Annotated in this window: 12 protein-coding genes and 2 tRNA genes; 12 read left to right on the top strand and 2 right to left on the bottom strand. The window is 43.3% G+C overall.

The window, feature by feature from the left end; genetic code table 11:
• Positions 1 to 17 precede the first annotated feature (17 nt).
• From glmM to nlpI, 12 genes are all read left to right on the top strand, one after another.
• Entirely contained in the window at positions 18 to 1,355 is a 1,338-nt protein-coding gene (gene glmM, locus C9J40_RS10035; RefSeq protein WP_107207280.1) for a phosphoglucosamine mutase, read from the top strand.
• A gap of 263 nt (positions 1,356 to 1,618) precedes the next feature.
• A complete protein-coding gene (gene secG, locus C9J40_RS10030; protein ID WP_107207281.1) occupies positions 1,619 to 1,960 on the top strand; it encodes a preprotein translocase subunit SecG in 342 nt (113 codons plus the stop codon).
• An 11-nt stretch (positions 1,961 to 1,971) separates the two neighbouring features.
• Positions 1,972 to 2,056, top strand: a tRNA-Leu gene (locus C9J40_RS10025).
• Positions 2,057 to 2,112: 56 nt separating this feature from the next.
• Positions 2,113 to 2,189, top strand: a tRNA-Met gene (locus C9J40_RS10020).
• A 188-nt stretch (positions 2,190 to 2,377) separates the two neighbouring features.
• Positions 2,378 to 2,833, top strand: a complete 456-nt coding sequence (gene rimP, locus C9J40_RS10015) for a ribosome maturation factor RimP (RefSeq protein ID WP_005369547.1) — start codon at positions 2,378 to 2,380, stop codon at positions 2,831 to 2,833.
• A gap of 22 nt (positions 2,834 to 2,855) precedes the next feature.
• Complete coding sequence (nusA, locus tag C9J40_RS10010) at positions 2,856 to 4,343, top strand: transcription termination factor NusA (RefSeq protein ID WP_107207283.1); 1,488 nt, start codon at positions 2,856 to 2,858, stop codon at positions 4,341 to 4,343.
• Between the two features lie 26 nt (positions 4,344 to 4,369).
• Positions 4,370 to 7,102, top strand: a complete 2,733-nt coding sequence (gene infB, locus C9J40_RS10005) for a translation initiation factor IF-2 (RefSeq protein ID WP_107207284.1) — start codon at positions 4,370 to 4,372, stop codon at positions 7,100 to 7,102.
• A 93-nt stretch (positions 7,103 to 7,195) separates the two neighbouring features.
• On the top strand, positions 7,196 to 7,594 hold the full coding sequence (gene rbfA, locus C9J40_RS10000; protein ID WP_105059538.1) for a 30S ribosome-binding factor RbfA: 399 nt from the start codon (positions 7,196 to 7,198) through the stop codon (positions 7,592 to 7,594).
• 2 nt (positions 7,595 to 7,596) lie between these two features.
• The gene (gene truB / locus C9J40_RS09995) at positions 7,597 to 8,547 is read left to right on the top strand and encodes a tRNA pseudouridine(55) synthase TruB (RefSeq protein ID WP_107207285.1); all 951 of its coding nucleotides are present in this window, start codon (positions 7,597 to 7,599) and stop codon (positions 8,545 to 8,547) included.
• A gap of 197 nt (positions 8,548 to 8,744) precedes the next feature.
• Positions 8,745 to 9,014, top strand: coding sequence for a 30S ribosomal protein S15 (gene rpsO / locus C9J40_RS09990; RefSeq protein ID WP_005369538.1), 270 nt, complete (start codon positions 8,745 to 8,747; stop codon positions 9,012 to 9,014).
• Between the two features lie 387 nt (positions 9,015 to 9,401).
• Positions 9,402 to 11,528 (top strand): polyribonucleotide nucleotidyltransferase, encoded by a 2,127-nt coding sequence (pnp, locus tag C9J40_RS09985; RefSeq protein WP_369917577.1) that lies wholly within the window; start codon positions 9,402 to 9,404, stop codon positions 11,526 to 11,528.
• Between the two features lie 131 nt (positions 11,529 to 11,659).
• Positions 11,660 to 12,580: a lipoprotein NlpI gene (gene nlpI, locus C9J40_RS09980; RefSeq protein WP_107207286.1), complete on the top strand. Its 921-nt coding sequence runs from the start codon at positions 11,660 to 11,662 to the stop codon at positions 12,578 to 12,580.
• A gap of 39 nt (positions 12,581 to 12,619) precedes the next feature.
• Here nlpI and C9J40_RS09975 read toward each other — a convergent pair whose 3' ends face one another.
• Both C9J40_RS09975 and C9J40_RS09970 read right to left on the bottom strand, forming a co-directional pair.
• On the bottom strand, positions 12,620 to 13,498 hold the full coding sequence (locus tag C9J40_RS09975) for a U32 family peptidase (RefSeq protein WP_107207287.1): 879 nt from the start codon (positions 13,496 to 13,498) through the stop codon (positions 12,620 to 12,622).
• A gap of 10 nt (positions 13,499 to 13,508) precedes the next feature.
• Positions 13,509 to 14,516: a peptidase U32 family protein gene (locus tag C9J40_RS09970; protein ID WP_107207288.1), complete on the bottom strand. Its 1,008-nt coding sequence runs from the start codon at positions 14,514 to 14,516 to the stop codon at positions 13,509 to 13,511.
• Between the last annotated feature and the right edge of the window lie 119 nt (positions 14,517 to 14,635).

Here is a 14,635-nt window from a genome sequence, read left to right as displayed (position 1 = left end):
ATAGCTAGGAGCAAAACATGTCTGAACGTAAGTTCTTTGGTACTGATGGTATTCGTGGTTTAGTCGGTGAAGCACCCATTACACCAGACTTTGTAATGAAGTTAGGGTGGGCTGCTGGCCGCGTATTATCACAAACGGGGACAAAAAAAGTCTTAATTGGTAAAGATACCCGTATCTCTGGCTATATGTTGGAGTCAGCTTTAGAAGCAGGCTTAGCTGCAGCTGGTTTAAAGGCCGCATTCACTGGACCAATGCCAACACCAGCAGTTGCTTATCTCACTCGTACGTTCCGAGCAGAAGCTGGTATTGTTATTTCCGCTTCTCACAATCCTTATTATGATAATGGTATTAAATTCTTTTCAGCTCAAGGTACTAAATTACCGGATGATATTGAACTTGCAATTGAAGCTGAAATGGAAAAACCATTAACCTGTGTTGAATCAGCATTGCTTGGTAAAGCTTATCGTATCGATGATGCAGCTGGACGCTACATTGAATTTTGTAAAGGGACTTTTCCAACACATTTAAGCCTTGAAGGTTTTAAGGTTGTTGTTGATTGTGCTCATGGTGCAACTTATCACATTGCACCCAAAGTATTTTCAGAGTTAGGGGCCGAAGTGATTGCTATCGGTTGTGAGCCTAATGGTGTGAACATTAACGATAAAGTAGGAGCAACGGATGTTGCTGCGCTTCAGGCTAAGGTACTTGAAGAAAAAGCGGACTTTGGTATCGCATTGGATGGTGATGGCGATCGTGTGATCATGGTTGATGAGTTAGGTAATAAAGTTGATGGTGACCAAATAGCCTACATTATTGCTCGTGATGCATTACGTCGTGGCGAACTAAAAGGGGGCGTTGTTGGTACATTAATGACAAATATGGGCATGGAAGTTGCTCTTAAGAATTTAGGCATTCCATTTGTTCGCGCCAAAGTAGGCGATCGTTATGTAATGGAAGAGCTGCAGAAGCAAGATTGGTTGATTGGTGCAGAGAACTCTGGTCATGTCATTTTGCTTGATAAAGTGACAACCGGCGATGGTATTGTTGCAGGTCTTCAAGTAATGGCATCAATCGTTGCAAGTAAGATGAGCTTAAAAGAACTTTGTGATGGTATGGTTATGTTCCCTCAAGTACTTGAGAATGTACGTTTCAAAGGGACTTCTGATCCATTAAAGTCTGATGAAGTTATTACTGCAACTAAATTAGTTGAAGAAAAGTTAGGTGATAATGGTCGCGTATTGTTACGTAAGTCAGGCACTGAGCCATTAATTCGTGTTATGGTTGAAGGGCAAGATGCGGCTGATGTTCAGCAATATGCTCTTGATATTGCAAAAGCAGTAAAAGAAAACTGTTAATTTGCATTTTGCGATAAATTTCAATTACGAATTTTATCGCACAAACAAGAAGGCAGGGTAGCGTGATACTCTGCCTATATTTTTATGTCGACTTCGTTTTGGCTAAATGTTGTGCAAGTGGTGTGGTGTAAAGCATTTTTCATCAAATATTACTTGTCACTACGATAGGGTTTCGCTAGTATTCAGTCGCTCCTTGGAAGATGGAGTGCGCTGGCCCTGCCTAGAGCAAAGCTGGCATAGCAATTTAACCATAGGTGGAAGCCATGTACGAAATTCTACTTGTGATTTATCTTGTCGCCGCGCTTGGTGTAATTGGCCTAGTTTTGGTTCAGCAAGGTAAAGGCGCAGATATGGGAGCCTCATTTGGGGCTGGAGCATCAGGCACATTGTTTGGCTCTAGCGGTTCCGGTAACTTTTTAACCCGAATGACAACAGTTTTGGCTGCAATTTTCTTTGTTATCAGCCTTGTTCTTGGCAACATGAGTGCAAAACAAGCAACAGAGGAAAGTAGTTGGGATAACCTAACTGCACCAGCGACAACACAACCTGTTGTTGAAAAAACAAAAACTGAGAAGGCGCCATCAACTGATGAGATCCCTCAGTAATTAAAGATTTAGCCGAGATGGTGAAATTGGTAGACACGCTAGCATGAGGTGCTAGTGCCGCAAGGTGTAGGGGTTCAAGTCCCCTTCTCGGCACCATTATACTGGTTACTTGAAAAAGTAACGCCCGAACGATATAATCGTTAGAATTCGGACGCGGGGTGGAGCAGCTTGGTAGCTCGTCGGGCTCATAACCCGAAGGTCGTTGGTTCAAATCCAGCCCCCGCAACCACTTTCCTGAAAATAAACTATTCTTAAATACGAATGTTTGTTTTCTTACTGAGGCAGATTTATAGAGTCTCGGTAATCAGGGTCCAGTAATAAAAAACCCCGTAATTCGGGGTTTTTTATTATCTGAAACATGACCATTCAGGTATCTACTGGGCTTTATGCCCTTTTTTTGTTTCCAGGGGGGTTGTTTTGACAGCTTTAGAGACACAATTAACCGAAATGCTTGAACCATCAGTATTAGCTTTAGGCTATGAACTGGTAGGTTTAGAGTTCATTCGTGCTGGTGAGCACTCCACACTTCGCGTATTTATTGACCATGAAAATGGTATCAATGTTGATGATTGCGCAGAAGTTAGTCGCCAAATAAGTGCCGTAATGGATGTTGAAGATCCAATTACTGTTGCTTATAACTTGGAAGTATCTTCCCCTGGATTGGAAAGACCACTATTCAAAGCAGCACATTATCAACAGTTTGTTGGCCACGAAGCTAACATAGTGTTAAAAATGGCGATGGGTAACCGTCGTAAGTGGAAAGGTGACATTGTCGCAGTTGAAGGCGAATTGATCACACTTAAAGTAGATGGCAATGAAGAGTCCTTTGCACTGAGCAATATCTCTAAGGCCAACCTGGTTCCAAAATTCTAACCGCTAAATTGGGGCATTAGAAATGAACAAAGAAATCTTGGCTGTCGTAGAAGCGGTATCCAACGAAAAAGCTGTTCCTCGTGAGCGTATTTTTGAAGCATTAGAAATCGCACTTGCAACGGCAACGAAAAAGAAACATGAAGCAGAAATTGATGTACGTGTTGCAATTGATCGTAAAACTGGTGAGTTTGAAACTTTCCGTCGCTGGAAAGCGGTAGAAGAAGTGACTCAGCCAACGCTTGAGATTACTCTTGAAGCGGCACAGTTTGAAGATCCAACAATTGTTGCTGGCGATTACGTTGAAGATGATATTGAATCGGTAACGTTTGACCGTATTACGACACAAACTGCAAAACAAGTTATCGTACAAAAAGTACGTGAAGCTGAGCGCGCTCAAATTGTTGAGCAATTTATCGATAATGAAGGTGAGTTAATCACTGGTATCGTTAAAAAAGTAAACCGTGATGCGGTTATTATCGATCTTGGTAATAATGCTGAAGCTGTTATCCAGCGTGATGATCAGCTTCCACGTGAAAACTTCCGTCCGGGTGACCGTGTACGTGGTCTGCTATACAAAGTTGCGCCAGAAGCGCGTGGCTTCCAGTTATTCATGACACGTTCTAAGCCAGAAATGCTTTCTGAGCTATTCCGTATTGAAGTGCCAGAAATGGGCGAAGAGCTTATTGAACTAATGGGTGCTGCTCGCGATCCTGGTTCACGTGCAAAAATTGCAGTAAAAACTAACGATAAACGTATTGACCCAGTGGGTGCGTGTGTTGGTATGCGTGGTGCACGTGTTCAAGCGGTTTCTGGTGAGCTTGGCGGCGAGCGTATTGATATCGTGCTTTGGGATGAGAATCCAGCGCAATACGTGATCAATGCGATGGCTCCGGCTGAAGTTGATTCAATCATTGTTGATGAAGATAACCATACGATGGATATCGCAGTGCAGAAAGATAATTTAGCACAAGCGATTGGTCGTAGTGGTCAGAACGTGCGTCTGGCTTCTCAACTTACTGGTTGGGAACTAAACGTAATGACGGTTGAAGATCTTCAGAAGAAGCACCAAGAAGAAGCGAAAGAGTCAATTGAAGTGTTTACTAAGCACCTAGATATTGATGAAGAATTCGCAACGGTATTGGTTGAAGAAGGTTTCACTACATTAGAAGAAATTGCTTACGTTCCAGTAAGTGAGCTAATGGATGTTGATGGTCTTGATGAAGAGACTATCGATCAACTACGTAGTCGTGCAAAAGCTGCATTAACGACACTTGCGCTTGCTAAAGAAGAATCGCTTGACGGTGCTGAGCCAGCTGAAGACCTATTAGGTCTTGAAGGCCTTGAGCGCGAGTTAGCATTTAAACTAGCAGCAAAAGGTATTTGTACGCTTGAGGATCTTGCTGATCAGGGAACTGATGACTTGACCGATATCGAAGGCGTGGACGATGCAAAAGCGGGTGAGCTAATTATGGCTGCACGTAATATTTGCTGGTTCAGCGACGAAGCGTAATCAATATAAAGCAAGGGAGGAGCATTATGTCAGAGGTTACCGTTAAAACATTGGCGGAAGAAATTGGTACGCCAATTGACCGTTTACTTCAACAGCTCTCAGAGGCAGGTATTGCTAAGAAAGCTGATGAAAATGTAAGCCAAACCGAAAAGCAGGCGTTACTTAACCATCTCCAAAAAGAGCATGGAGGTAACAGCAATACTGACGGCGCTCCAAATCGTCTTACTTTGCAACGTAAGACACGCAGTACGCTGAGCGTGTCTGGTAGCGGCGGCAAGAACAAAAATGTTCAAGTTGAAGTGCGTAAAAAGCGCACTTACGTAAAACGTTCAGCTTTGGAAGAGGAACAACGCGCAGCGGAAGAAGCTGTGAAGCGTGAAGCCGAAGAAGCCGCAAAACGTGAAGCGGAAGCTATTGCCAAAAAAGCAGCGGAAGAAGCTGCAAAACGTGAAGCTGAAGTAGCAGCTAAGCGTGCCAAAGAAGAGCAGAGTAAAGCAGAAGAATCTGCAAAACGAGAAGCGGAAGAAAAAGCAAAGCGAGACGCAGAGGAAAAGGCGAATCGTACCAAACAGGAAAAGCGTAAAGCTGAAGAGAAAGCTTTACGCGCTGTTGCTGACAAACAGGCTAAACTAGATGCTGAGGCACTACAGCGTCGTCTGGAAGAGGAAGCCAAGCGAAAAGCCGAAGAAGAAAGTCAGCGCCAGCTAGAAGAGGCTCGCAAGATGGCAGAACAGAATGAAAAGAACGGGGTAAAACCTGATCAAAACGTAAGTATGGAAAAATCTGATTACCATACAACGACATCAACTTACGCACGTGCTGCGGAAGATGAACAAGACCGCAAAGAAGAAACTTCTCGCCGTCGTAAGAAGAAAAAGCCAGCTGCTAAGCAAGATGAGCGCGGTGGCCGTGGTGGCCGTAACCAACGTGGTCGCGGTAAACCTCAAATGAACAAGCCAAGCTCAATGCAACATGGCTTCGACAAAACAGCGCAAGTTGCTAAGCAAGACGTTGTTATTGGCGAAACAATAGTTGTTTCTGAACTTGCTAACAAGATGTCTGTAAAAGGCGTTGAAGTTATCAAGGTGATGATGAAGATGGGCGCTATGGCGACTATCAACCAAGTTATCGACCAAGAAACAGCAGCACTTGTTGCTGAAGAAATGGGTCACAAAGTTATTCTACGTAAAGAAAACGAGCTTGAAGAGTCAGTGCTTTCTGATCGTAACGCAGATGACCTAGCAAAAGTTTCTCGCGCGCCTGTTGTAACTATCATGGGGCACGTTGACCACGGTAAAACATCAACACTTGATTACATCCGTAAAGCGCACGTTGCTTCTGGCGAAGCCGGTGGTATTACTCAGCACATCGGTGCATACCACGTTGAAACTGACAACGGTATGATCACTTTCCTTGATACTCCTGGACACGCAGCGTTTACAGCTATGCGTGCTCGTGGTGCTCAAGCGACAGATATCGTTGTATTAGTGGTTGCAGCTGACGATGGTGTGATGCCTCAAACAATCGAAGCAATCCAGCACGCGAAAGCGGCAGGTGTTCCTTTGATCGTTGCGGTAAACAAGATCGATAAAGAAGATGCTAACCCAGATAACGTTAAAAACGAGCTTGCTCAATACGACGTTATTCCTGAGGAGTGGGGCGGTGAGAACATGTTTGTTCACATCTCTGCGAAACAGGGTACAAACATCGAAGGCTTACTAGAAGCTATTCTACTTCAGTCTGAAGTACTTGAACTAACAGCAGCCTCTGAAGGCATGGCTAAAGGTGTGGTTGTAGAATCACGTCTTGATAAAGGCCGTGGTCCTGTAGCGACTGTTCTTGTTCAAGAAGGTACGCTTCATAAGGGCGATATCGTTCTTTGTGGCTTAGAGTACGGTCGTGTTCGTGCGATGCGTAACGAACTAGGTCAAGAAATCGAAGAAGCGGGTCCATCTATCCCTGTAGAGATCTTAGGTCTTTCAGGCGTACCAGCATCTGGTGACGAAGCGACTGTTGTACGTGACGAGCGTAAAGCACGTGAAGTTGCACTTTACCGTCAAGGTAAATTCCGTGATGTTAAACTAGCTCGCCAGCAGAAAGCGAAACTAGAGAACATGTTCTCTAACATGACAGCTGGTGAAGTTGCAGAGCTTAACGTTGTGCTTAAGGCTGACGTTCAAGGTTCTGTAGAAGCTATCGCAGATTCTCTACGTAAACTTTCTACTGATGAAGTTAAAGTGAATATCGTAGGTTCTGGTGTTGGTGGTATTACTGAAACTGACGCAGTACTTGCAGCAGCTTCTAACGCTATCGTGCTTGGTTTCAACGTTCGTGCTGATGCGTCTGCGCGTCGTACTATCGAAAATGAAAACCTAGACTTACGTTACTACTCAATCATTTACCAGCTAATTGACGAAGTTAAAGCGGCAATGGGCGGTATGCTTGCTCCTGAATTCAAGCAAGAGATCATTGGTCTTGCTGAAGTTCGTGACGTATTTAAGTCACCTAAGATTGGCGCAATCGCTGGTTGTTTGGTAACTGAAGGTACTATCAAGCGTAACAACCCTATCCGTGTTCTACGTGATAACGTAGTAATCTACGAAGGTGAGCTTGAGTCACTACGTCGCTTTAAAGATGACGTTAACGAAGTTAAGAACGGCTACGAATGTGGTATCGGCGTTAAGAACTACAATGATGTTCGCGTTGGTGATCAGATCGAAGTTTACGAAATTGTTGAAATTCAGCGTACTCTTGATTAATTATCAACGTCGCTAACTGATTCAACAACATGATTATGGGGAGCTTCGGCTCCCCATTCTTTCAAGAGCCCTATTCTTAGAGAGAGCAACAAAATGGCAAAAGAATTTAGCCGTACCCAACGTGTAGCACAGCAGCTACAAAAAGAATTAGCTGTAATTCTACAGCGTGAAATCAAAGATCCAGCGATCGCAATGACAACGATTTCAAGCGTTGATGTATCACGTGATATGAATTACGCCAAAATCTATGTGACGTTTTTCCCAATCGGTGAGCAAACCGCTGAAGGTAGCCTAGAAGCATTACGTGAAATGGCGCCTTACATTCGTTCACTCTTAGGTAAAGAGATCCGTTTACGTGTAACACCTGAGCTGAACTTTATTTTTGATCAGTCTCTAACAGAAGGTATGCGTATTTCAAACCTAGTATCGAAAGCGGTACGTGACGATGAAGATCGTCGTGGTGATGAAGACGAAGAGAAAGGCGAGGAATAAGCATGGCACGTCGTCGTAAAGGTCGCCCAATTAATGGTGTCATTTTAGTTGATAAGCCTACGGGAATTAGTTCAAACGATACCTTACAGAAAGTAAAACGTATCTTTTTTGCTCAAAAGGCGGGCCATACTGGTGCGCTTGATCCTTTGGCGACGGGTATGCTGCCCATCTGTTTTGGTGAAGCAACAAAGTTCTCTCAGTTCTTGTTAGATTCAGATAAACGCTATCGTGTGATCGCAAAACTGGGCGAACGTACTGATACTTCTGATTCTGATGGCGAAGTAGTTGAAACACGTGATGTGAACGTTAATCGTGAGCAACTCGAAGCGTGTATTGATAAGTTCCGTGGTACAACAGATCAGATCCCATCAATGTATTCTGCGCTGAAGTACAAAGGGCGTAAATTATACGAATATGCACGTGAAGGCGTCGAGGTTCCTCGTGAATCACGAAAAATTACTGTTTATTCTGTTGATTTACTGCGTTTTGATAATAATGAAGTTGAAATGGAACTTCATGTATCAAAAGGTACTTATATTCGTACTATCGTTGATGATCTGGGCGAAATGTTAGGTTGTGGTGCTCACGTTATCATGTTGCGTCGTACAGGGGTTTCTAACTTCCCGTATGAGCGAATGGTTACTATTGAGCAGTTACAAGCGATGCTTGATGATGCAAAAGCCAATGAGATAGAACCTGGCTCTGTGCTGGATGCGTTATTGCTACCAACCGACACCGCAGTACAAGATTTGCCTGAAGTGAATATCAGTGCTGAGGTTGCGGTGCATGTGCTTAATGGTAATCCGGTAGAAGCTGACAATGTTCCTGCAAAAGGGACCTTAGTACGTATTTCTGTCGGCTCTGAGCGTGAGTTTATTGGTGTGGGGACTATCGATCTTAAAGGTATGCTAGCGCCAAAACGTGTCATGGCGAATGAACATCAGCAAGATTAATTGACAACGGTAGAACCACTCACTGCTTTGCTTTTAAAGAATGCAATGAAGACTTCTATTTATTGTTTATTATTGTCGTGGTTACTAATTATTCGCTTGTAGTTATCTATATCGATCAGTATAATCCGCGGCTTGGGTGCCGGCTGAATCAGAGATTGGCGGCACAAATTAAAACATCTTTGTATTAGGAATGAGTTATGTCTCTGAATGCAGAAACTAAAGCAGCAATCGTTGCAGAATACGCACAATGTGAAAATGATACTGGTTCTCCTGAAGTTCAGGTTGCACTTTTAACAGCGCAAATCAACCACCTTCAAGGTCACTTTGCTAACCACAAACACGACCACCACAGCCGTCGCGGTCTGCTACGTATGGTTTCTCGTCGTCGTAAGCTTCTAGATTACCTAAAAGGTAAGAACCTAGATCGTTACCAAGACCTAATCAAGCGTCTAGGCCTACGTCGCTAAGATTGCTTTTAGAAAGGAGCCTTATGGCTCCTTTCTTTTTGTTTTAAAAGATAATACATACCGCAGTTTATATTTTTCCTTCTGTTATTTTCCTCAATTTCGTCTACTATCTGTACCGAAGTTAATCTTATGTTTGTTGTATGCATGCTAAGGCAGGAATATGATAGATAAAAAGAGAAGCTGTAGTTAATCCCATTTTTATGTATCACGAGTCGTTTTCGTCGACCTTTAGGTCGCGGCTAATAAAATACCTCATCATGATGAGATATTTCCTTAGTCGCGATACGTGAAATTACATGAAAGTGAATATCATCACATGACGCTGTTGTTTGTCTTAGTTATAATTAGCAAGCAAATAGAAAGCGGAATATATTTAAGGAAATTCACGTGAATCCTATCGTAAAGACTTTCCAGTACGGTAACCACACGGTTACTCTAGAGACTGGTGTTATGGCACGTCAAGCGACGGCTGCAGTAATGGTTAGCATGGACGACACTTCTGTGTTCGTTTCTGTTGTTGGTAAGAAAACAGCAGTAGAAGGCCAAGACTTCTTCCCACTAACAGTGAACTACCAAGAGCGTACTTACGCTGCAGGTAAAATCCCTGGTGGTTTCTTCAAGCGCGAAGGTCGCCCTTCTGAAGGCGAAACTCTGACTGCACGTCTAATTGACCGTCCAATCCGCCCACTATTCCCTGACGATTTCAAAAACGAAGTTCAAGTTATCGCTACTGTGGTTTCTGTTAACCCTGCAGTAAGCCCTGACATCGTAACTATGATCGGTACATCTGCAGCACTTGCTATTTCTGGTATTCCATTTAATGGTCCTATCGGTGCGGCACGTGTTGGTTACATCAACGATCAATTCGTACTTAACCCAAGCAATGTTGAGCTAGAAGAAAGCCGTCTAGATCTTGTTGTAGCTGGTACAAAAGATGCTGTACTAATGGTTGAGTCAGAAGCTGACCGTCTATCTGAAGAGCAAATGCTACAAGCGGTTGTATTTGGTCACGACCAACAACAAGTTGCTATCAATGCAATCAACGAGTTTGCTGCTGAAGTGGCTACACCAGCTTGGGATTGGGTTGCTCCTCAAGAGAACACAGCACTTAAAAATAAGATCGCAGAGCTTGCTGAAGCTAAGCTTGTTGATGCTTACCAAATCACTGAGAAAATGGCGCGTTACGACCGCATTCATGAGATTGCTGGTGAAGTTAACGATGCAATTCTTGCTGAAGATGCAGAAGCAAATACAAAAGAAATCCACACTATCTTCCACGATCTAGAGAAGACAGTTGTACGTGGTCGCATCATTGCGGGCAACCCACGTATTGATGGTCGTGAAAAAGACATGGTTCGTGCGTTAGACGTACGTACTGGTGTCCTTCCACGTACTCACGGTTCTTCACTATTTACTCGTGGTGAAACTCAGGCACTTGTTACTGCAACATTGGGTACACAACGTGACGCACAGATCATTGATGGTCTAACTGGTGAGACGAAAGATCACTTCCTACTACACTACAACTTCCCTCCATACTGTGTAGGTGAGACGGGTTTTGTAGGTTCGCCTAAGCGTCGTGAAATTGGTCACGGTAAACTGGCTAAGCGTGGTATTGCTGCTGTAATGCCATCTGTAGACGAATTCCCATACACAGTACGTGTAGTATCAGAAATCACTGAATCTAACGGTTCATCTTCAATGGCTTCTGTATGTGGTACGTCTCTTGCTCTTATGGACGCTGGTGTGCCAATTAAAGCGTCTGTTGCGGGTATCGCAATGGGTCTTGTTAAAGAAGGCGACGATTTCGTTGTTCTTTCTGACATCCTTGGTGACGAAGATCACCTAGGTGATATGGACTTTAAAGTAGCAGGTACTGATGACGGTATTACTGCACTTCAAATGGATATCAAGATCGAAGGTATCACTAAAGAGATCATGCAGATTGCTCTTAACCAAGCTAAAGGCGCGCGTAAGCACATCCTTAGCGTAATGGATAACGCAATCAATACTCCACGTGAAGATATCTCTCAGTTCGCTCCTCGTATCCATACGATGAAGATCAACCCTGAGAAGATCAAAGATGTTATCGGTAAAGGTGGTGCTGTTATTCGTGCACTTACTGAAGAAACGGGTACTACAATCGAGATCGAAGATGATGGCACAGTGAAGATCGCTGCGACTGAAGGTACTGCTGCGAAAGAAGCAATCCGTCGTATCGAAGAAATCACAGCTGACGTTGAAGTAGGTCGTATCTACACAGGTAAAGTAATGCGTATCGTTGATTTCGGTGCGTTTGTATCTGTGATTGGTACTAAAGAAGGTCTAGTACACATTTCTCAAATCTCACAAGATCGTGTAGAGAAAGTGTCTGACTACCTACAAATGGGTCAAGAAGTTCAAGTTAAAGTGCTAGAAATCGACCGTCAAGGCCGTATCCGTCTAAGCATGAAAGAAGCAGTTGAAACACCTGCTGCTGAAGCGCCAGCTCAAAACGAACAGCCTCAAGGCTAAGTTTTTTGCTAAAAGCATGATATAAAGGGGCTATCTAGCCCCTTTTTGTTATCTAAAAAACATCATGCCGTGTTCTATGGTGTAGAGTAATACAATAGGATCGTGATTATTAAGCCTTAGGGAGAAGCGCTTTGATAGCAACTCGCTTTACATTTGCCGTTATGACTGTAGCGATGATGCTAACAGGCTGTTCGGCGATGCCAACCAAGTGGACTCATCCACCGATGGCTATTCCATTTCAGCCAACTTTACAGCAGCAAATTCAATTAGCTCGCATTGATCAAATTTTGCAGCGAGACGATATTCCACAGGCAACATTAGCGAAAATATATTACGAGCGTGGGCTAGTTAATGACAGCTTAGGGTTACGTGATTTAGCGCGATTAGATTTTAATAAATCCCTCAATTTAGAGCCGAATCAACCCGATTTATATAATGTGTTAGGGGTCTATTTTACCCAAATGGCACATTTTGATGCGGCTTATGAAGCGTTTGATTCTACCTTAGAGTTAGCGCCTAACCATCTTTATGCTCAACGTAATCGCGGTATTGCCCTGTACTACGGTGAGCGCTATGAATTAGCGAATCAAGATCTTTTGCCTCATTACGAACAGGATCATAATGATCCGTATCGCGTGATCTGGCTATACCTTAATGATGTTGAATTAAGCCCTGAGAAGGCGCAAGCTCAATTAAAACAACGCTATGATGCCAGTGATAAAAAAGCGTGGGGATGGCAGTTGGTACGTCTGTTTTTAGGGCAAATTACAGAGCGAGAATTACTCAGTGATATTGCACAGCAGAGCGAAAATAACGATCAACTTGCTGAACATTTAACAGAAGCGTATTTTTATCTCGGTAAGTTACATCAGAACAATCAGGATTATTCTACTGCGGTAATGCTCTATAAATTGGCGTTAGCGGGGAATGTGTATGAGTTTATTGAACACCGGTTGTCGCTCCTGGAGCTCAGTCGGTTATACTCTGCGTATCAAGATCAATCCCCTGATACACGAAATGAAGAAACCGTCCCTGTCGTCCCTGGGGGATAAAAAGAAAAGCCGCATTAGCGGCTTTTTTTATTTAAGTAATTACTCGCTGATGTTCAATCCAGCTAAGCTATGCCAATAACCATTACATTGATGGCTATCCTCTAGTTGATGACGAGTTGCACTTTGTTCATTAGCTCGGAAATCATCAACCAAAGATAATGTATCAAGACCCAGTGGGCTTAAACGCACGACATCAACGATATCAGCCATACCTTTAAGATCGTTTATTAGGTTATAGCAGTAGCCTGATTGAGTCTGAATACCATTTAGGGTAAAGACTTTTTGGTTTTCTTGGCTATTGACCGTGATCCCTTGTGGATACTTGATACAGCAGGTTTCACAGTCATCTTTGGCGCGATTTTCTGCGCGAGCGGTAAAGCAACGGGCAGAATACGCTAACGGTAGATAGCCATAGCTAAACACTTCCGTTTCAAATTGATTGCGAATGCCCAGTTTTTCACATTCAATTAAGGTGTTATTTAACCATTCACGTGATAACTCAACCGGCATACACCAACGGGTCATGCCTTGTTTTAAAAACAGGTTTAATGTTTGGGCGTTATAACAGTTAACCGCAGGACCAACGACAAAAGGAATTTTTGCTTCAGAGGCTAATTGAATCGCAGAGACGTCGTTAGCTTCAATGATAAAATCACCATTATCGATGTACTTTTTCATGATATTCACTTCGCTTGGCGCTTCGAGTAGCGCCATTGTCGATAGCACGACTTGTTTTCCACTATCGGCAATATCTTTCGCGATCTCTAACCATTGTGCAGGCTTTAGCTCACGGCGTTTTGAACATACACTTTCGCCTAAATAAATGATATCAACATTGCTGTTTTTTGCTTGTTGGTAAAACGCTTCAACATCATTTTTAGGCCAGAAGTAAAGTAATGGGCCAAGAGAATATTTCATGGTTTGGCTCCTATTGCCATTTACGGTGATAAGCACCGAGTGTGGTTTGTTTACCTTCTGATACATTACCAAGACATGCATTCCAAGCAGGATTTACTTGGTAGCCTTCTGGATTAGCTAAATAGTGATCAATCGCTGCACGCCATGTGCGGGTGACCTGTTCAACATAAGCAGGGCTACGCTGACGACCTTCAATTTTTACTGAGGCGATATTGGCCTTAAATAGCTCAGGAAGAATCTCTAGGGTATTGAGGCTCGTTGGCTCTTCAAGGGCGTGATAGCGTTTGTTCTCACCGTCAATGTTGATATCAAAGCGACCTTTACACAGTGTAGGGTAGCCAGCGTTTTCACCATGGCCATAGCGGTCAATCAGTACTTCGTTTAAGCGAGACTCTAAGCCTTGTGGCGTTTCTTGCCAACGGACAAATTTGGCTGGTGAACAAGCGCCTACAGTATTAGGGGATTCACCGGTCATGTAAGACGATAAGTAGCAACGCCCTTCAGACATAATACATAGGCTACCAAAAGCAAAGACTTCTAGCTCCATATCTGTATTACGTGCCAGTTGTTTTACTTGATGAATCGATAAAACCCGAGGCAGTACAACACGCTTTATATTGAAATTTTGTTTATAAAAATCAATCGCGGCAGTGTTAGTTGCTGAAGCTTGTACTGATAGGTGAAGTTCTAAGTCAGGATACGTTGTAGCGGCGTACTCTAGCACTGCAATATCCGCGACAATCAGCGCATCAACCCCCATAGCGGCTGCATTATCTACCGCTTTTGTCCAGCGGTTGAAACCATCGGGATGGGCAAAGGTGTTGAGTGCAATATGTAATTTACGGTCGTGATCTTTTACGTACTGTACGGCTTTTTCGAGTTTACGGCCTGTAAAGTTTAAACCTGCAAAATGGCGGGCGTTAGTATCATCCTTGAAACCGATATAAACGGCATCTGCACCATTATCAATTGCGGTTTTTAAGGCTGGAAGGTTACCAGCGGGGCAGAGAAGCTCCATTATTTTTTATCATCCAGTCTTTGAATAAAATTATGACCTTTGATACTAAAATTCTTTATCTTATGGCGCTTTGATTTTAGGCAGGTTTTCGTTGTTTTTATTAATAAAAAGGAGCGTTA

The organism is Photobacterium sp. GB-72 (assembly GCF_003026095.1).
Lineage (GTDB): Bacteria > Pseudomonadota > Gammaproteobacteria > Enterobacterales > Vibrionaceae > Photobacterium.
The sequence above is the reverse complement of the archived record's forward strand: the minus strand, read 5'-3'. Positions and strand labels throughout refer to the sequence as shown.

What these genes read in the sequence shown, in the direction of transcription:
- truB (WP_107207285.1), top strand. Translation starts at nt 7,597, where the DNA reads ATGGCACGTCGTCGTAAAGGTCGCCCAATTAATGGTGTCATTTTAGTT.
- C9J40_RS09975 (WP_107207287.1), bottom strand. Translation starts at nt 13,498, where the DNA reads ATGAAATATTCTCTTGGCCCATTACTTTACTTCTGGCCTAAAAATGAT.
- infB (WP_107207284.1), top strand. Translation starts at nt 4,370, where the DNA reads ATGTCAGAGGTTACCGTTAAAACATTGGCGGAAGAAATTGGTACGCCA.
- secG (WP_107207281.1), top strand. Translation starts at nt 1,619, where the DNA reads ATGTACGAAATTCTACTTGTGATTTATCTTGTCGCCGCGCTTGGTGTA.
- C9J40_RS09970 (WP_107207288.1), bottom strand. Translation starts at nt 14,516, where the DNA reads ATGGAGCTTCTCTGCCCCGCTGGTAACCTTCCAGCCTTAAAAACCGCA.
- rpsO (WP_005369538.1), top strand. Translation starts at nt 8,745, where the DNA reads ATGTCTCTGAATGCAGAAACTAAAGCAGCAATCGTTGCAGAATACGCA.
- glmM (WP_107207280.1), top strand. Translation starts at nt 18, where the DNA reads ATGTCTGAACGTAAGTTCTTTGGTACTGATGGTATTCGTGGTTTAGTC.
- rbfA (WP_105059538.1), top strand. Translation starts at nt 7,196, where the DNA reads ATGGCAAAAGAATTTAGCCGTACCCAACGTGTAGCACAGCAGCTACAA.
- nusA (WP_107207283.1), top strand. Translation starts at nt 2,856, where the DNA reads ATGAACAAAGAAATCTTGGCTGTCGTAGAAGCGGTATCCAACGAAAAA.